We start from the raw sequence: 17,231 nt of genomic DNA on the forward strand, positions 1-17,231 counted from the left end.
AGACGATAGTATCAGGATGGACGTAAGGAACTGTCACTTAGCGTAAGCTTTATTTGGCTTTTGGCTCGTACGGCAGGCGAGAAAGATTAACCGAGGCTAAACGGTGCGTAATTAACCGTTCGCGGAACCAGTCACGCAGGTGCGCTGGCTGTTCGCGTTCCACCACTTCGGCGACGACCGGCATATTGTAGCGTTCTTTAAACGCCACGCCTGCGGCGGCCAGATCGACGTTCACTTTGTCCATCTCGTCCTGGGGGAGGGTTGCCAGATTGGTATGCATGATTTTCTCCTTGGGATAACGCGCAAAAGTTACTAAGAGTATCGCAAAATGGCAAGTCCAGAGGGTGCTCATCTCGACGTGAACATTATACAGCGTTATTCTTTGTCATATATCGATAACAAAAGGGAATGATGGAAATGAAATTCACCGCTCCTCGCGCGCTGGGTGCCACGCTGTTTTTACTCGGATCGCTGACTGCTTCACCGGTCTTTGCGCACGCTCATCTGCAACAGCAAACCCCCGCGGCAAATTCGGAAGTCAGCCCAGCGCCGCAAACCTTAACGCTTAACTTCTCCGAAGGCATTGAGCCGGGATTCAGCGGCGTGACGCTAACCGGTCCCGAAAAGCGGATTATCCCGGTCGGTAAAGCGGTGCGCAACGAGAAGGACAACACGCAGCTGGTTATTCCACTGAACGAAACGCTGGGTGACGGGCTCTATACCGTCGAATGGCACGTGGTTTCCGTTGACGGCCACAAGACCAAAGGTCAGTACCAGTTTAGCGTCAAGTAACCATGCTGACGGCTCTCTACGTTGGGCTGCGCTTTGTCCACTTTGCCGCGCTGATGGTCGCTTTCGGCTGCACGCTTTATGCCGGATGGTGGGCACCAACAGAACTTCGACGTCTGCTGGTGCAACGTTTCTCCAGACTGCTGCGCGGTTCGCTGACGCTAAGTGTGCTCTCGGCAATGCTGATGCTGGTGGCGCAGGGCGGGTTGATGGGCGATGGCTGGTCAGATACCTGGCGGCCAGAGGTCTGGCAAGCGGTGGTGCAGACGCATTTTGGCAGCGTCTGGCTATGGCAGATTGTGTTGGCGTGGGTGGCACTGGGCGTGGCCTGGATTCAGCCGCGACAGATGATGCGGCGACTTTTGCTTCTCTGCGTGGCTCAGTTTATCCTGCTGGCGGGCGTCGGTCACGCTGCCATGAACGACGGAGCGCTGGGCGTATTACAGCGCGCCAACCATGCGATACATCTGCTGTGTGCGGGTGCATGGGTGGGCGGATTAATTCCGTTCCTCTACTGCCTGCGGCTGGCAAAAGGGCGCTGGCGTCAACCAGCAATTGCCACCATGATGCGTTTTTCTCGCTATGGGCATCTGGCGGTCGCGGGGGCCATCGCCAGCGGGGTAGTCAACGCATGGCTGATTCAGGGCGGATTCACCACCGCTACGTCTTATGGAATAGCGCTGTGGGTGAAGTGTAGTGTTGTCGCGCTGATGGTGCTGGTGGCACTTGCGAATCGTTACCTGCTGGTGCCGCGCATGTCGACGGCTCCTGAGCGGGTGTCGCGTATTTTCCTGCGGACCACGCAGGTAGAAATTATCCTGGGAGCGCTGGTACTGGCCTGCGTAAGCCTGTTTGCGACCTGGGAACCTTTTTAATTGAACTGGCGAATTATGAAAAAGATTATTCTCTCTTTGTTGTTATTAACGGCGTCGGGATCCGCGCTGTCGGCGCAGATCATTACCGTGAGCCGCTTTGAGGTGGGCAAAGACAAGTGGGCGTTTAACCGCGAAGAGGTGATGCTGACCTGCCGTCCTGATAACGCGCTGTACGTGATTAACCCTAGTACGCTGGTGCAGTATCCGCTGAATGATGTTGCAGAGCAGCAGGTGAAGGCGGGCAAAACGCAGGCGCAGCCGCTGAGTATCATCCAGGTTGACGATCCGAAACAGCCCGGTGTGAAAATGAGCCTGGCGCCGTTTATTGAACGGGCACAGAAACTCTGCTAATTCGCAGAATATCTGTTTAGAAATCAATAAAAAACCGCAAGCCTTTTGCAGAAAGGGCTGCGGTTTTTTTATGTTATGCCGTTTATTGAACGAAATTTTTCAGCTCACAGCAGTTGTGGACTGGAAAACCTGTCACGGTCATCTATTCTTATAAAGCAAGGCGACTTAGCCTGCATTAATGCCAACTTTTAGCGCACGGCTCTCTCCCAAGAGCCATTTCCCTGGACCGAAAACAGGAATCGTTTTCGGTCTCTTTTTATATGCTTGATTCTATTGGTTATTTTCTGGGGTGACACGAAATTCCCCGAAAATCCCCCGAAATGTCCATATCCTGTTTAAACCATATCATACTCAGCACCACGCGCGTCCAGATATTTTTGCGTCATTGTTAAATTTTTGTGTCCCAATAATCTCTGAGCAAATTTCTCGTCGCGCTCCTTTTCATACAGTCTTCCGGCTAAGCTTCTGATCTCATGAAACGGTGGCGGGTTAGGACCAAATTTAACCCCAGATAAATCCCTGGTATCAGCAAAAGCCTGGGTAAGCGCATCTGGCGTTAATGGGCCTGGCTTCCTGCCGCCATTTCGTATCGGTGAGTAGAGCATAAAGTCACTCGGGTTGTTGATGCTGCACCGGTCGATCACATCCTGCAAAACTAACCCCACAGCTTCAAGCCTCAAATCCAAAGGCATCGCAAGCTTATGCCCGGTTTTCTCCTGCGTAATGAAAAGGAGGCCGTCCCGCGCATCGGAGAACCGCAATCTTGTGACGTCTTCACGCCTTTGCCCGGTGACCAGCGCCAGATCCATTGCGTTCGGCAGCCACGCCGAGTTTTCCTCAGCTATCCCCCTTATTGCGTTGAAGTGCTCCAGCAGCAGCCTTTCTCTCTTAACCTTCGGCGTCGGCGCGCGCGTCGGTTCTGCCGGGTTCCTGTCTATATGTCCCTCAACAATCGCTTCCCGGAAGATATCCAGCAAAACTGAGCGCAGGCCGGAGGCCATGCTCTTCTTATCACATGCGATGTAGTATTCGAGAAATTCGGCAACGTCCTTCGTCGTCACTGAGGCAAGCGGTATTTTGCCGAACTCATCTTTGATTGTGGCGATCTGGTTCTTGCGCACTTTCATCGTGCTTGCCTTCAGACCTCTTCGCTCAAGAATAACCACGTAACGCTCCAGCCATGCCGACACCATAAATGTCGGCACGTCTTTAATTTTGTCGAGGAGTGTTGATGGAAGGTAGTTCTGGTCGATATAGCTATTGGCTTCTATGGCCTGAGCTATTGCATCTTTCCGGTCAACCCGGCCGAGCGATATTTCCTGCCCGGTGATCGGGTTGCGCCATGAGAAGAGCTTATCTCTTTTGCGAAAGGTCAGATTACGGGGCAGGTTAGCGTCGTAACGTACTGGCCTGTTCGCCATGTTTCAGTCTCTCCAGTAGGGTGCCTTTCTTGGGCAGTTCTTGCCGTATTGCCTTTGGGCGTAAGTTCTTTTTGCTTGGATCCACGTAAATAGAATCCGGAACCAACCGGTACTCTTTTCCGTGACGCTCCGGTGCTGGATAAATTCGCCCTTCACGACACCAGCGGCGCAGCGTCGATAGAGAAGGTGGGGTGGAATAAACAGAGTCTGCCCATTCCTGCAGGTTCATAAGCTTTGCCATTTTGCCTCCTGCTGGCAGCCAATTATAAGGCTGCCAGTGACGTGTTAATGATAATTCAGAATCAACTCACCTGGCCCGGCAGCGCACGCAGTCGGCGCATCCCCGTCATCGCCGTCGCGACATAGCTGCGGCTGCGATTGACCACCTCTACCCAAACCTTCACGCCCGACACCCGGACGGTGTATGTCTCTTTCATCTTGCTGCGGCCGTAGTCGCCGTAACGCTGGTGGTGTGTCTCCAGCGCAATTGCACATGCCTGGCGCGCGATGGGTGACTGCTTATTGCCGCGGTTAATTAGCTTCATATTCACCTCATCCCATAAGGCCAAGCTGATAGTTGAGTTCTTGCAGACACTCCCGGTCAGATTCAAGGCAGTAGTTCCATTCACGCTCATACCTTTCTTCTGCAATCACCCAGCGCCAACCGCCGCGCGCGTTAAGTACCCGGCGAACCTTGCGTTTAATTACGGTGTCGATATCGAATATTACGCCGCCGCCGGCACCAATCCCGTTACGCAAAACATCCAGGTCAACTGTGATGACTCGGTACAATTTCGGCAGTTTATTGAGTTCTTCTATTCGCATACTCACCTCACACAAACACATCAATCGGATCGCCATTGCTGGCGGCGGCGCGGTTCGCTTCCCGGCGCAGACCGAGGACGTAACCAACTGGGTCCCAGCTACTGAGGATGGCGCTTAACTCTTTCTGGCTGTGCCAGGTTGTCAGGCGGCCCTTGAGTGCGGTGGCGCAGGCGCGGACGTTCGCCCGGGTCGGGCCAGCCATCTTCATACACAGGCACAACGTCAGCAGCAGGTCGGAATACTCATCTGCAGCCGCGCGCAGCGCAGCAGGCTCAATGCTGGCTTCCAGCTCCGGCAGGCGGTGTTTCAGGCTCATACTTACGCTCTCCCCAGTCGAATACAGCGGTTACGCCGAGACGCAATCATGGCCACGCCGGTTACCGTCTTCTGCAGGCGGGATAATGCCTCTATGATGGCGATCCAGTGGTAGTTCTCGTCTTTGTTGACGAAAATCCAGAAGAACTGGTCCAAAGCGGCCGTCTCGCAGTACATTGCCGCGCTCAGGTGGTAGTCGCGGTCGATGATTTCCCGGTGCAGCTTGGCGCGCAGGCCTTCCTGCTTGATGTTCCACATGCTGATGGTTTTGAGGTCTGCACCGACGCGAACACCATCGAGATCGATTTCGAGGTCAGGGCGCACACGGACTTCCAGCCCGGTTTCATCGTCAAAGCCGAAATAACTCACTTCGACGGCGCGGCTCGGATGGGTCAACAGCTTGCCTGCGGTCGGGTGGTCCAGCAGTGCTTTCTGAATGGCCAGTGCAGTGCTCAACTGCTGGCGGGTGACCAGCACCTTGCCTTCCGGGTTCTCGCGCCACGCATCCAGCAGTTCGTCGGCGAACACGGCGGAAGAGTTAACAGACTTCACCGCCTGAATCAGGTCTGTTTTAGTGCCGGAGACTTTCAACGCTTGAGGCTTCTGCGCTTCCTGCGCAACGAGGTCAGGGTTAATCACCGCCAGCTGCTCGAGCAGAGCGTCACGGCTTCCGCTGGTCTTCACCTGCGGCGGTAGGGTGGCGTTGTACTCTTTGATGCAGGCTTTCATCACCGTTGCTGTTTGCTTCTGGCCTTCTTCAATGCGCTGGAACTCAGCAGGCAGCCCCATGTAACTCTGACCGGTTTCTTCCAGCGAAGCGCCGAGCGGCACCTGCGACGGCAGGGTGGCGTTGTACTCTTCCAGGAATCTTTTGATATCATCAGCGCTTAACAGCACCGGCAGACCGTTGTTGTACTCATCGATAAACGCTCGGATCGTTGCCGTCGTGGTGAATGCGCCTTCCGGGATTACCGGCTCAACGCTGAATTCGGCATCCAGCAGCTCGGGCTGCAGCGCCAGCGCGTGCACCAGGTTGCCCATGTCGAGCACCGGTGAACGTTCTTTGACGATGGTCTTGGCGACGTGGCGGGCGTTGAAGTACATCAGCGATACGCGAGCATCTTTCACCTGCGTGCTGCTGATACCGTTCGCCGCGTGGTAAACCTCGTTAGGCAAGCCTTCGTAACGTCCTGGCTCGAAGAAAGCAGGGTACTCAGTAGCTGGTGCTGGCTGCGGTTCCTCCGGCGCTTCGTTGGTTACTTCCGGCGCAGAGTCAACTTCCGGCACGGATTGCCCGTCAGCAGCCAGGCTCGGCGCAGCTGCGGCCAGAATTTCCCCGGCGCTGGCGTCAGTTACGGTATTTGCCTGCTGATCATCTTCCACAGCACCTTCGCCTGCTGGTACCGCATCGTTAGTTTCGCCTTCGGCGCGCTCAGTCTCTTCCATCGGCTCATCGTGGGTGGTTTCCTTATTTTGTTTCGCTGGGGCGCTCATCAGGCCATCGATGGAGAACATGCCGTTGCCCATGCTGGCGATTTTTGGTTGTTCTGCGGCAGCAGGCTTCTGCTCTGCTGCTACCTGTTCGTTAGTCTCGTTTTCCCAGCTTTTTTCCGGCATATTGCCGGCGGTCGCCAGGGTTTCTTCAGTCGGGTGCTGGTGGTCGGTTTCTGTCAGGTTCGCGTTGATATACGTCTGCAGGCTGACCGGGAAGTGGTGAACGTTCTCTGCGGCGCCACGGATGAGTGCGAAGATAGCGGCGCGCGAATAGTCCAAGATGCCAGCGGTATTACGCAGCGCTTCGACCACTCTTTGAACGGGCTTTCTTTCTTGCTGACGATCTCTTTGGCTCGACGGTGCGCACTGCCAGGAATGTCGTAAATATTGAATTCATCATCCAAAGTAGCCAGCGCAATCTCAGCGTCCAGCGTGTCCAGTGTGTGAACATAATCAGTATTGCGATCGGTCTTATTGCCGCCGCCAGCATTGGTTTTAACTTCGGTGCGCTGAATTTGCGCCACGCGGTTACCTTTCTGCCATTCTTTAACCAACATCTCGCGGTCGGTGTCGACTGCCACCCACATACGAACGAACCGCATAAGCAGGCCCGTATCACTGCGTTTGTCCTGCGGGAAAACTGCTTTAACTGCAGACGTAAATTTCCACAGGGTAGGCATGTCCAAGGTCTTAACTTCAGGTACGTTCTCCGCTGCCAGCAGCAGGTTCTGGACGTAGGTGTTGTCCGTGTCCATTTCCAGAGCGGAGATTTGCGCCTGGGTTTCTTTGTTGATGCAGTAGACGTGCAGGTCTTCGGCAATGAACTGCGCCAGCAGCTGCACACGGAAGCCCATCGGCGAGATGTTGTCTTCAACGTTAACAATCTTGCTTTCGTGGCCGTCGTCATCATCCTGTTCTGCGTCTGCGTCTGCGTCTGCGTCTGCGTCTGCGTCTGCGTCTGCGTCTGCGTCTGCGTCTGCGTCTGCGTCTGCGTCTGCGTCGCCAGAATCATCATGGTGGAAAGCATCCTGCGGCGCCGCGCCGTCTTTCAGTTGCCAGGTGAGCTGGTCTTCGGCCAGTTCGTAGCGTTCGCACCATGCAAAATCAACCACGCCTTCATCCGGCAGGTCGTTAAATACCGGGAAATCGGTGCGGATAGGCTTCATGTAGTCTTTTCCGCGACCGGTCTCAATGCCAGCATCTTCCAGGTCAACATCAAGCTGCAGGTTGGCCCGCGCTTCTGATTTCGCACTGCGCCAAATCACTGCGTCTTTCTTTCCGGATTTCTGAGTGGCCTTAACCACGTTAAAGAATTCCATGTGAGATCCTCTTTTTTGGGTGTTAGAATCCCTGGGCCATTGTTGGCGCCCATTGGGTGTGTTCATTGGTTTTGGTAATTTCCGGTGTAACTTTGGTCGGAAGCACCGGACGTACAGGCCCGCTTCGGCGGGTTTTTACGTTATGACTCGTGAGCCATCTGGTCGTACGAAGCACAACGTACACAGCAGTAATCGCGCTCTTCGTGCTTCAGTTGCGCGCCGTGAATCAGCGTCAGCTTGTTCTTCACTTCTTTGCCTTGCTCAATCGGCTTTCCGCAGAGGCGGTAAGCGCATTTCTTCTGGTTATGCATCCGGGTTCCCCTTCTGCGCCAGCAGGTAGCAGAGGCGGCGGAGTAGTGCCTCAAAGTAATTCAGTTTCACGGCCTGCTGCCGTGCTGGTTCTCGTGCAAAATCAATCATCGCTGTTCCCCAGGTGACCATGTTCACGAAGCCAGGTAATAACATCATCCGGTGATAGGCGTTCCAGAATCTCCGGAAGCTTGCCGTCGTTGTCGGCCCAATCGATATAATTAGAAAGCTCGATGGCCGGGAACAGCGTGCCGTCTTCGATATCCTCCAGTACTTCTTCAAGTTCAACTCCACGAACTTCAGCGTTCACGAAATCACGATAGCCACTGGTCGAAACATCAACTCCTTGGGCCTTAATGTCTAAATCGATTTTCATCTCACCCTCGATACCTTGTTGTTGGTTAGCGAACTTCGCTGGTGGCGCCGTGGCGCTGATCTTCACAGTTGAGCGTTTGAACTCTGCAATTCACCACCGCGAAGCCCACTCTTTGTGTCTTGCCCTTGTCGCCAGGCTGGCGGAACGTAAAGCCTGATGCGCTATTTGTGATCCACCGTCGGGAGGTTTCTTCCTGTTGGTGGTCGTAGTGCGTCTTGGTGATATTGATTAAACACAAAGTTTAAACATGTGTCAACAAAATGAATATTTAAAAATAAGCCAAATGTTTAAAGTGGCGGTTAAGGGTTGGTTTTGAGAGGATTTTGGACAAAAAAAATCCCAGCGCTGAGGCTGGGATCACGGGATGTTTGGGGTGGGGTTCTAGGGCTGAATGCTGGGAGAAGGGAAGTAAAAACCCGGCGCGGTGGCCGGGAAAAGTATTAATTATTTGAGGACAAGGCCATTCAGGGCATCGAGTATCTTAGATACGTAACTGCCAAATATGTAGACACAAAAGGCAAATACAATACTTGTTACGGCACAGGTTGCTTTTAAAGTTGTCTTTATGGAGCCAATGCCGGTTTCAATTGTAGTTAATCTTGAGTCAATGGCTTTAATGTCTGCTTTTACTTCAGCAATATCCCGTTTGATATATTCAACATCGGCTTCAAGTCTAGCAACTCTACCTTGCATGTCATCCCCTCCACCATTGCCATCACCATATTGGAATGATGCATCATCGGGTTGATATTGTCTATGTCGTGCATGTGACTCGGGGCCAGCGCTGTAAGCTAAACGAATTTTATTCTCAGGCATTTTCATCAACCATATGAATATTAAAGAAAATTGATTTCTCATCCACTTTGGTTGTCATCTCCTCCCATAGCTCACAAGAAAAACTATAGGTTCCAGATTCTTCGACCTCAAAAAACATATCAGCTGAGAGAAAGGTCGTTCCATACTCAGGGTGTATATGGTTAGAGGGAATTCCGTCTAGGTTGTGGGATGTTAGGACCTCACCTCCGGACGGAGACCTAAGATCCATGCGAATTATATAGGAGCTTCCATGATTTAGATCAGCAAAGGCCGTTCCTATAATCATACCTACATGGTTATTACTCGTGATGAAATTAAGGGTGGGTAAAGGGAATCCATCTTGTTGTCTTTTGGCTGGATAAATAAACGCAATCTTACCTTTATGATTACTGGTATCGATACTTTCTCCATCCAAAAGGAGTGCATCTGGACCAAGAGTAACGTGCGATTTATCAAGTCTGGGCATGATTGGCATCCCCCATGCGTCCTGTCGTTTGTGCTGCGTTGACTGTCATCAGATACATATGTGGGATCTAATCTTCCTGAGACCGAATCCGACCCTTCATGTACTTCTCGTACATCGCATCCAGCTCTTTTAGGCGAATGGAGAATATGCGCAGCATGTTTTCCTGCTCATCCTCAGGGAGCTGGCGATAGAGTTCGAGCAGTCGCTGCTCATCCGCCTTTAATCCATCCTTTTCGCCAACCTCCTGACCGAGAACCCACTCAAGACTTACCCCGAGTGCATCCGCCAGTTTCATTGCAGAACTTTTCCCAATAGTCCCACGCACGAACCAGTTATTGACCGATTGAGCACTGACCCCACATATGCGGGCCATGTCTGATTTGGTCAACTTCTTAAGCTCGAGGATCTCGTTGAGCCTCTGCACCTGTGGGTGATCAATCTGATGAGTTTTTTCTTTCATACGTCGAATTCTAAACCAAAAGTTTATGAGCTCAATATTCAAAATGTTGACATGATTTTAAACTTTGTGTTTAATTCATGTGTTGCCACTGGAGCCAAATATGAAAGCAATTGATAAAGCCATCTCTAAAGCAGGAACAGCCACCAGGCTAGCGGAGTTGCTGAAGGTTAGTGCAATGACCATTAGCCATTGGCGTAACCGTTATCAGGGCGTTGTTCCCGCTGATCGCGTACTTCCAATTTATGGCGCCACCGGCGTCACCCCGCACGAGCTGCGGCCCGATCTATACCCAAACCCAACCGATGGGTTACCACGTTAGGAGGCCTAATCATGCAGGTACTTACTTTTCAAAATGATAGCGAAATAAGTCCGGGCGTAATGATAAATCGCGCTCAGGCACATAAGGGGCCAAGTCACGAAGATATTCGCGATGCGGTCCGCGCCTCGGCGGGTGTAGATGGCCAGGATGTGGTTACGGCTCTGATCATCGAAGAGTACCGGGCGCAGGGTGGTGATGACATCACTTTCCCTGATGATCTCTGTCGTAAACGCCAGAAGCTCTTTCGCTTCCTGGACAACCAATTCAACAGCGAACGGTATCGCGAGAACGTCCGGCAGCTAACTCCGGCGATCCTCGCAGTTCTTCCGCTGGAGTACCGTAACCGCCTGCTGCCGGAAGACAACATCATGGCGCGCCTGGCGCGGCTGGAGAAAGAGACCAGCGAAGCGAAGATAGCCATCGCCATGGGCGCGCCAAAGCATCAGAAGCTGAAGGAATTGAGTGAAGGGATTGTCGAGATGTTCCGCGTGGATCCTGACTTAACGTTACCGCTGATGACGCTGGTGACTTCAATGCTGGGGGTCGTATGACTGGGTTGGAAAAGGCGAAAGCCGCGGTGCTCGAACACCAACGGCTTTCTAGTGCAAAAACGGGTAGTCATTGCGAGATCATTATGACAAACGCATGTACAAAACACCAGGCGAAAGGAGCATAGCATGTCGAATGTTGCTTACGCCGATTTTGCGGCGCGTTCCGCCGTCAGGAGCAACCGGATGGAGAACCAGAAGACCGGATTCATCCCGTTGTACCGGAGTGTACTGAAGAAGCCTTGGGCGAAAGATGTGTTCCTGCGTACGTTGTGGGAGAACCTTCTCATGGGCGCCGCCCGCCAGCCCTATACGGCAACCTTTAAAGGCCGTCAGTGGCCGTTACAAACCGGACAACTGGTGACCACATCAGCCGATCTCGGACTGAAGCTATGCGACCGAAACGGAGACCCAACAAGCCGCCATGCAGTTGATCGCATGCTATCTCTTTTCGTTAAAGAGGGGATGATTTCAACAGCCGGAGAGAAGCGAAAAGGCACTGTGATAACCATCACGAATTATGTGCAATATGCTCAAAAAATGGACAATTTACCCGCGCAATTCCCCGAGCATTACGGCGAGCATAGCTCCGCGCATGACGAAGATAGCAACGGCGGGCCTTGCGGCTATGATGCCGCGCATTCGTCCGAGCATAAGCCCGAGCATTTCCCCGAGAATCATGAACAACAAGGTAATAACAACAATAAAAACATTAAAAGATCTTCGTCAGAGAATTCTGGCGAATCCTCCGACAACCGCCTGAAGAAGTTTTTATCAGCTCATCCTGATGCGGTGATCTACACCCCTAACTTCGCCAAGTGGGGAACTGCAGCAGACCAGCAATGCGCAGAGTGGATTATCGTTCTGGTCGAAAAAGTTAAACCCTCCACGAAGAAACCAATTCTGGCTGCATGGGCTAACGATGTCCGCCTGATGCGCGAACTGGACGGCCGCAGCCATCGTGAGATCTGTGAGCTGTTCCAGTGGGCCAGCAAGGATGCTTTCTGGCACACGAATATCCTCTCTCCGGCAAAGCTGCGCGCCAAGTGGGACACGCTGAGTCTCCAGCGTGATGCTGGCGCTACACGAGCAACCACTGGCAGCCGGCAGGCTATCGACTTCAACAACACCGACTGGATCAACGGGGTATTCGATGAAAACTCTCTCTGAGCAGATGGTCAATTTTGACCGTGAAAACTTTGCGCGCGTCGCCCGTGGCATGCCGGAAATCCAGGATGCACCTGAACCCAAGGTCGAGCAGACGGCGGAAATCTTCAATTCGCTGTTCAGTGCGCTGCGTGCCGCGTTCCCGGCGAGTGTCCACACCTTCAACGATCAGGCTGAATTCAATGAACTGCGCCGCCAGTGGCTGATGGCATTCCGTGAAAACGGGATCGCCACGATGGAGCAGGTTAACGCCGGTCTGCGCGTTGCTTGCCGCCAGGAGCGTCCGTTCTTACCATCGCCGGGGCAATTCATCGCCTGGTGCCGTGAAGGTCGTAGCGTGCTTGGCGTTAGCGCTGCTGACGTCATGTCCGAGTACTGGAAGTGGCAGAAGTTGATTTTCCGTTACCCATCCAGCGAGCAATACCCATGGCCTAAACCGGTTCTGTACCACATCTGCCTGGAACTGCGCCACCGCAGCACCGAGGGGCAGCTGAGCCGTCAGGAGCTGGAGCGTGAAGCGGTGAAGGTTCTGGACATGTGGGAACGCCGGGTGCAAGGCGGCAAACCAGTTCCACCTATTCGCCGTGCACTGGCAGCACCGAAAGCAGCGACCGGGCCAACACCGGCAGAGCTGCTGATGGCGAAATACAAACAGAACAAAGCCGCGGGGAGGGCATGAGCATGACTAGCACAGAACAATTTGAAGCGTGGTATCTGGAAAGTTGGGGGCGCACTGAAGATAACCATGATGATTCGCTTTTTGAAAAATCACCTCATGATGGCGAGTATTACCGATTTGGCGTCCGCCTGGCATGGAAGGCCTGGCAAGCAGCATCCAAAGCATCAGAGCAGCAGCTTCTCGAACTGTCAGTGAAATTAGCTAACGTTGAGAGCGAGCGCGCTGAGCTTGCGGCGGAGAATGCGGGGCTGAAAGCTAACCTGATGTTCTGGGATGCTGATAACCCAGAAGCACCATATGAATCACCTGATGAAATCGCAAGTGAATACGCGCTTGGCTACAACGACGAGTTTGAGGTCCAGGTCGCCGCAAAATTGCCTAACCGGGTTTACCGGGTCTGCGAAAGCCGTGAGTTTGAGTTCGATATTGAGTTGGTGACTGGTGATGGAATCAAAACCCCGGCAACCGACGCCGCCATTGCAAACATCCAGGCTCAGGGTGTGGAGATGTTCGCTCATAGCATGGCGCACCACCTCTTAGTGATGGAGAAAAATGGTGAAGACGCAATTACCCAAATTCAGGTTGGTACCGCTTCACGCCTCGCTTTAGCGTTCGCCGCCCAGTTACGCCAAGGAGCCGAGCATGAGTGATTTACTTCCATGTCCATTCTGCGGAGGTGTAGCGCACGTAGCCATTGAGGCAGACCATCCAGAATATGGTTCAGGTGGTCGATTCTATTTTGTGCGCTGCGTTACGTGCAGAGCTCAATCTGGTAGCAAGTATGCAGGACCAGGCAATGACTGCCCGATATTTTATTCAGAAGTTAGGGCGGAGTGGAATCAGCGAGCCAAGCAGGAGGCCCAATGAACGATATCACCGCACTGACGCAGCGCATGCTACTCGATTTCACGAAGCCTCTGGAAACTGAATCCGGAGAGCCAGTTAAGCACGTCTGCCATGACGTCATTGAGTACAGATGCGCGCGTGTTTGTGTCGATGCTGCAACGGGCATCGTCTACAGCAGCCCATATGTTGGGTTGAAAATACGAAATGCCAGCCAGTATGCCGTGCTGCGGAAATTTACCGAAGAGGCAGCATCCGCTTATTCAGATTTTGAAAACGGCTATATCAGCGACATGAAATGCGGAGATCGTTCCCACGAATATCTGATGTTTGTGAAAGAACCAGCCAACGTCCTGGCGCTGGTAGAGGCGCTGGAAGCCAGGGGTAAGCAGATTGCTGATAGTGAAAATCGTGTTCGCCAGCAGAACCGTCATGTTTGCGAGCTGTTCGACGAGAACGCAGCATTGCGCCAGCGCATCGCACAGCTGGAGTCCCGCACCGTCACCGTGAAGCTGCCAAAATCACACTTGGCAGACATCAATGCTCACGACGAGGACTTGATGCAGAACTGGTGCAGTGTGATTCGGTGCTCAGAGATGATTTCTGCACTGACCACCGCCGGCATCCAGGTTATCGAAGGGGAAGGACAATGAGCTTACTGCCAGTAACGCACGACGAGCTTTGCCTGATCGCCTGCCGGTTCCTGCAAAACAACGGCTTCAAAGTCGCTTTTCATGACCGCTTCCGTGCCTGGACACCTTACGGTGAGCAGGCTGATGCTATCGGCTTTCGCAACGGCGCTAGTTGCCTGATTGAAGCCAAATGCTCTCGCTCTGACCTCTTGGCCGACCGCAAGAAACCTTTCCGGATTGAGCCTGAGAAAGGGATGGGTGATTGGCGCTTCATGATTAGCGAGCCGGGTATCGTAAATATTGAGGACTTACCGCCTGGATGGGGTTTGCTTCACGTCGTCAAAGGCCGGGTCAAAAAAGTGTATGGCTGGCCCGGTAACGTCGATTGGGTTGTCACGGCTAGCAAGCCGTTTAGAGCAAACAAGCAGGCCGAATGCGACTACATGTTTAGCGCGCTCCGGCGCATGGATTTACGCGGTCACCTCAAGGAGGTTTATGACGGTGTAATCGTGAACAAGCCAGAGGGAAATGCAGCATGACAATCAACTTAACAGACCCAGCTAACCACCCGGCAAACTCTCCACTGACAGGTGAGCGCATTGAACGCGTTATCGAAGCGCTGGAGAGTTCTCTCCAGTATCGCAACGGCAGCAGCATGGACCATTTCATTGCTGATGCGGTGAAGGGGCTGAGAGAGCTGCGGGAGAGTCGGGAGGCGGTGCCAGTGGCGTGGCGTTATCGCTATGTGCATACCCCAAAAAGCGAAGAGCACGGCTCGCATTTCACTACGGACTGGGTTTTCTGCGACAGCGAGGATGAGTGCAACCCGTCTGATTGCTTTGAACGTCAGGCGCTCTACGCCGCTCCGCCATCGCCGGTAGTGCCTGACATGCTGCCATGCCCTGTATTTCTGGAGCCAGGGCTTAAGTTCGGCAAGGGAGTTAGCACCCAGTGCATGCTTGATGCACTAAACCGTCGGGCTGAATATCACGCAGAGCTTGATGCGATGACCCCAGAGCAAAGGGCCGAGCATGATGCTGGTATCGCTGAGTTTAAAGCGATGCTGGGAGGTGGTTTCCGCGACCTATCCACACCAGTAGACCCGCAGGTTGCCGAATATGAGGAAATTATGAATCAAGCTATTCCAGATAACTCATTCACGAATGAAGAACTTGAAGCAATGGCGCACGGCAACAATCCGCAGGCTAATGCGTATCGTGAGTTGCTGGCGCGGCGAAACTCTCCGGTCACTCCGGATGGTTGGAAGGTGGAGGCAGAACGACTGGCCGAGCTTCACGGATGCAGCTTTGTTGTGTTCCGGCATGGAGAGGAGCCTCAGTGTGCTGACCCTACCAAGGTAATCATCTCGTTCACGGATAAAGGCCTGGGTTATGCTGATGCGGCAAGCTCACCGACAGCCCGCGCAGTGATAAGAGATGAAATGAAAATGGGTGCACGTCTCACAAACCACCGATTTAAGCCTTAGTCCATATCCACGACCAGTGATGTATAATCCCCTCCATAACCGAGGGGATTTTTTAGGAGCACCTATGAATTGGGGATTTACTGATGCCGACTGGAATATGGCTATTGCGGCAATTACAGCATTTGGTGGTTTGGCTGCAGCGTATGCAGCATTCTTAAGTAGACAGACAGCAACGAAATCTCTTCAACTTCAAAGCAGAATGTATGCTTATGAGTCATTAAAGAATTGTGCGGAGAGAGCTAACGGGTACGCCAAAGGGAAGCAAGGTTCTGATTGGACATTCCATGATGGAGCAAACATTGTCAGGAGCCTGCAGCAAGCCATGAAAATAGTACAAGATTATAGTGATGAAAAGGAAAGTAAAGAATTAAAGGAATACTTTATAAATCAAATCAATATGGAGTTATTTGAAGAGCTAAACTATAACGATGCCCCCGGCGCCTTATTTAAGGGAAAGGGAGATTGGAGCGGCAGTACTAAGCTTCATGATCAATGGAATGATGCCATTAAGTTTTTTAACTTAATGATTGCGACGGATGCTGATTTGGCCGATTAAAGGGATGCGAAAAGCATCCGATCCGCGCTACCTCGACATGGCATCGCAGAACGAGAAGAAGTAACCACCTTGACGCACCGCTGATAAAATAATACTGTTTATACATACAGTATTTTTATTGGTGAGGTGCCAAATGGGTTTTCCATCCCCGGCAAACGACTACGTCGAAACCCGCATGACCATTGAGTCCCTATGCCATATGGACGGCAACTGCACTGCCATCGAAACAACGATGGGCTACGCCGTCATCAACCGCGCTATCAACGTCGGGCAGGGCAGCATGGTGCTCATCGAGCATTGCGGTCGCAACCAGTTCGCCAAGCGCATGGGCGCGGCGCTTATCACTGACGACGGCGAAGCACTGGAAGGTGAGGCGCTGGACGACGTGAGCGTCCTGGGCGTGGTGACGCACCTGATTAACGAAGTAACGCGCGCTGATGACGATGAAGCCCCGATGTAGCCCAACTGAACCCGCAGATGCGGGTTTTTTTACGCCCGAGCCACGCATGATCGATTTTATCGATCGATATAAATCAATCGATCTGCAAAAGCGATTAAGAAGCGAACACATTCACGCAACACATCAATAACGCTTAATGTGAATCACTTTCATTTGGAAGGTGACGCATGCAGTGTCGGCGAGTGTCGGCAAGTGTCGAGGCCAATGATTCAGGGAGTTAGCGGCGTCACTTTTGCCGCACGAATTGTTAAATTAAACGATCATTTTTCGCACAAAGGTAAAGCTGAAAATTTATTTAAATCAGTGAGATAAATGCTATTGCATACCGCTATGGTTTTTGTGCATACTTTGGCAATTCAGATAAATACTGTATAAATTAACAGTGTCTATTTTTGGTTTTCTTTCGCCAGCTTCCGCCAGCTCAAAGGCCTTAGTTGGTCTGGTTGGTTCTTTGTGCTGATGCGAGAAGGAGGATTTGTGGCTGAGGACGTTGATGGAGTTGATGATTGGTATGACATTGTGCGGCGTTCAGATGGCCGCGTAGTGGGTTCGTTCTGCGGAGAGCGACGCCATCTCATTTACCGCCAGAACGGGATAGTATCACTGCGCCCGATGCTGGATGACGAACTCGTTTTTACTCACAACTCCATGGTTAAATTCCTGAAACGCTGCGGTTATGGCATTACACCACATCCTGATAATCTGATATCATAATTTCATAGGCC

General features: G+C 52.5%; 25 protein-coding genes and 3 pseudogenes. 15 read left to right on the top strand and 13 right to left on the bottom strand.

Translation table 11 applies throughout. The features are described from left to right. Positions 1-49: 49 nt before the first annotated feature. A complete protein-coding gene (locus HII27_RS09025) occupies positions 50-280 on the bottom strand; it encodes a DNA polymerase III subunit theta (protein ID WP_185667589.1) in 231 nt (76 codons plus the stop codon). A 137-nt stretch (positions 281-417) separates the two neighbouring features. Here HII27_RS09025 and yobA point away from each other — a divergent pair, with 137 nt between their 5' ends. From yobA to HII27_RS09040, 3 genes are read left to right on the top strand one after another with little or no spacing between them, the layout of a single operon-like run. Then, on the top strand, positions 418-792 hold the full coding sequence (gene yobA, locus HII27_RS09030) for a CopC domain-containing protein YobA (protein ID WP_185667590.1): 375 nt from the start codon (positions 418-420) through the stop codon (positions 790-792). A gap of 2 nt (positions 793-794) precedes the next feature. Next, positions 795-1,664 carry a copper homeostasis membrane protein CopD gene (gene copD, locus HII27_RS09035; protein WP_185667591.1) on the top strand — a complete coding sequence of 290 codons (870 nt, stop codon included), beginning with the start codon at positions 795-797 and terminating at the stop codon, positions 1,662-1,664. A gap of 12 nt (positions 1,665-1,676) precedes the next feature. Continuing rightward, a complete protein-coding gene (locus HII27_RS09040) occupies positions 1,677-2,015 on the top strand; it encodes a YebY family protein (RefSeq protein ID WP_185667764.1) in 339 nt (112 codons plus the stop codon). Positions 2,016-2,350: 335 nt separating this feature from the next. On the opposite strand, the gene HII27_RS09045 is transcribed toward HII27_RS09040, so the two are convergent. The 12 genes and pseudogenes from HII27_RS09045 to HII27_RS09095 form a co-directional block, all read right to left on the bottom strand. Further along, entirely contained in the window at positions 2,351-3,436 is a 1,086-nt protein-coding gene (locus HII27_RS09045) for a tyrosine-type recombinase/integrase (protein ID WP_185667592.1), read from the bottom strand. Beyond that, the gene (locus HII27_RS09050; protein ID WP_185667593.1) at positions 3,405-3,677 is read right to left on the bottom strand and encodes an excisionase; all 273 of its coding nucleotides are present in this window, start codon (positions 3,675-3,677) and stop codon (positions 3,405-3,407) included. The genes HII27_RS09045 and HII27_RS09050 overlap by 32 nt, the downstream gene beginning before the upstream one ends. A 61-nt stretch (positions 3,678-3,738) precedes the next feature. Beyond that, complete coding sequence (locus tag HII27_RS09055) at positions 3,739-3,981, bottom strand: DUF4060 family protein (protein WP_185667594.1); 243 nt, start codon at positions 3,979-3,981, stop codon at positions 3,739-3,741. Positions 3,982-3,988: 7 nt separating this feature from the next. Further along, positions 3,989-4,261 (bottom strand): hypothetical protein, encoded by a 273-nt coding sequence (locus HII27_RS09060; protein ID WP_185667595.1) that lies wholly within the window; start codon positions 4,259-4,261, stop codon positions 3,989-3,991. A gap of 7 nt (positions 4,262-4,268) precedes the next feature. Continuing rightward, positions 4,269-4,577, bottom strand: a complete 309-nt coding sequence (locus tag HII27_RS09065) for a DUF7740 domain-containing protein (RefSeq protein ID WP_185667596.1) — start codon at positions 4,575-4,577, stop codon at positions 4,269-4,271. Between the two features lie 2 nt (positions 4,578-4,579). After that, positions 4,580-7,389: pseudogene (locus HII27_RS09070) on the bottom strand (RecE family exodeoxyribonuclease). Between the two features lie 140 nt (positions 7,390-7,529). Beyond that, positions 7,530-7,700: a YdaE family protein gene (locus HII27_RS09075; protein ID WP_185667597.1), complete on the bottom strand. Its 171-nt coding sequence runs from the start codon at positions 7,698-7,700 to the stop codon at positions 7,530-7,532. After that, positions 7,693-7,809, bottom strand: a pseudogene (locus HII27_RS27110) (hypothetical protein); the annotation flags it as partial. The pseudogene HII27_RS27110 and the gene HII27_RS09075, both read right to left, overlap by 8 nt. Further along, on the bottom strand, positions 7,802-8,140 hold the full coding sequence (locus HII27_RS09080; protein WP_317983842.1) for a hypothetical protein: 339 nt from the start codon (positions 8,138-8,140) through the stop codon (positions 7,802-7,804). The pseudogene HII27_RS27110 and the gene HII27_RS09080, both read right to left, overlap by 8 nt. 378 nt (positions 8,141-8,518) lie before the next feature. Continuing rightward, positions 8,519-8,890 (bottom strand): hemolysin XhlA, encoded by a 372-nt coding sequence (locus HII27_RS09085; RefSeq protein WP_223883178.1) that lies wholly within the window; start codon positions 8,888-8,890, stop codon positions 8,519-8,521. Beyond that, positions 8,883-9,356 (bottom strand): hypothetical protein, encoded by a 474-nt coding sequence (locus HII27_RS09090; RefSeq protein ID WP_185667598.1) that lies wholly within the window; start codon positions 9,354-9,356, stop codon positions 8,883-8,885. Before HII27_RS09090 ends, HII27_RS09085 begins: the two co-directional genes overlap by 8 nt. Positions 9,357-9,423: 67 nt before the next feature. Further along, on the bottom strand, positions 9,424-9,816 hold the full coding sequence (locus HII27_RS09095) for a helix-turn-helix domain-containing protein (protein WP_185667599.1): 393 nt from the start codon (positions 9,814-9,816) through the stop codon (positions 9,424-9,426). 100 nt (positions 9,817-9,916) lie between these two features. Between HII27_RS09095 and HII27_RS09100 the strand changes: the two genes are divergently transcribed. The 12 genes and pseudogenes from HII27_RS09100 to HII27_RS09155 all read left to right on the top strand — a co-directional run bounded on the left by HII27_RS09100 (position 9,917) and on the right by HII27_RS09155 (position 17,220). After that, positions 9,917-10,135, top strand: a complete 219-nt coding sequence (locus tag HII27_RS09100; protein ID WP_185667600.1) for a transcriptional regulator — start codon at positions 9,917-9,919, stop codon at positions 10,133-10,135. An 11-nt stretch (positions 10,136-10,146) separates the two neighbouring features. Then, complete coding sequence (locus HII27_RS09105; RefSeq protein ID WP_185667601.1) at positions 10,147-10,686, top strand: toxin YdaT domain-containing protein; 540 nt, start codon at positions 10,147-10,149, stop codon at positions 10,684-10,686. Between the two features lie 126 nt (positions 10,687-10,812). Further along, entirely contained in the window at positions 10,813-11,853 is a 1,041-nt protein-coding gene (locus HII27_RS09110) for a replication protein (protein WP_223883180.1), read from the top strand. Then, positions 11,837-12,529 (top strand): replication protein P, encoded by a 693-nt coding sequence (locus tag HII27_RS09115; RefSeq protein WP_185667602.1) that lies wholly within the window; start codon positions 11,837-11,839, stop codon positions 12,527-12,529. The genes HII27_RS09110 and HII27_RS09115 overlap by 17 nt, the downstream gene beginning before the upstream one ends. A 2-nt stretch (positions 12,530-12,531) precedes the next feature. Then, on the top strand, positions 12,532-13,179 hold the full coding sequence (locus HII27_RS09120; protein WP_185667603.1) for a hypothetical protein: 648 nt from the start codon (positions 12,532-12,534) through the stop codon (positions 13,177-13,179). Further along, positions 13,172-13,396 carry a Lar family restriction alleviation protein gene (locus HII27_RS27525; RefSeq protein WP_185667604.1) on the top strand — a complete coding sequence of 75 codons (225 nt, stop codon included), beginning with the start codon at positions 13,172-13,174 and terminating at the stop codon, positions 13,394-13,396. The genes HII27_RS09120 and HII27_RS27525 overlap by 8 nt, the downstream gene beginning before the upstream one ends. A gap of 371 nt (positions 13,397-13,767) precedes the next feature. After that, positions 13,768-13,897 (top strand): annotated as a pseudogene (locus HII27_RS27530) (hypothetical protein); the annotation flags it as partial. Between the two features lie 133 nt (positions 13,898-14,030). Next, positions 14,031-14,543: a hypothetical protein gene (locus tag HII27_RS09135; protein ID WP_185667767.1), complete on the top strand. Its 513-nt coding sequence runs from the start codon at positions 14,031-14,033 to the stop codon at positions 14,541-14,543. Further along, positions 14,540-15,490, top strand: a complete 951-nt coding sequence (locus HII27_RS27115; protein ID WP_223883181.1) for a hypothetical protein — start codon at positions 14,540-14,542, stop codon at positions 15,488-15,490. The genes HII27_RS09135 and HII27_RS27115 overlap by 4 nt, the downstream gene beginning before the upstream one ends. Positions 15,491-15,554: 64 nt before the next feature. Further along, the gene (locus HII27_RS09145) at positions 15,555-16,046 is read left to right on the top strand and encodes a hypothetical protein (protein ID WP_185667606.1); all 492 of its coding nucleotides are present in this window, start codon (positions 15,555-15,557) and stop codon (positions 16,044-16,046) included. Between the two features lie 133 nt (positions 16,047-16,179). Further along, positions 16,180-16,506, top strand: coding sequence for a LexA family transcriptional regulator (locus HII27_RS09150; RefSeq protein ID WP_185667607.1), 327 nt, complete (start codon positions 16,180-16,182; stop codon positions 16,504-16,506). A gap of 477 nt (positions 16,507-16,983) precedes the next feature. Further along, positions 16,984-17,220, top strand: a complete 237-nt coding sequence (locus HII27_RS09155) for a hypothetical protein (protein ID WP_223883182.1) — start codon at positions 16,984-16,986, stop codon at positions 17,218-17,220. The last annotated feature ends 11 nt before the right edge of the window (positions 17,221-17,231 follow it).

Source organism: Kluyvera sichuanensis (genome assembly GCF_014218705.1).
GTDB lineage: Bacteria > Pseudomonadota > Gammaproteobacteria > Enterobacterales > Enterobacteriaceae > Kluyvera > Kluyvera sichuanensis.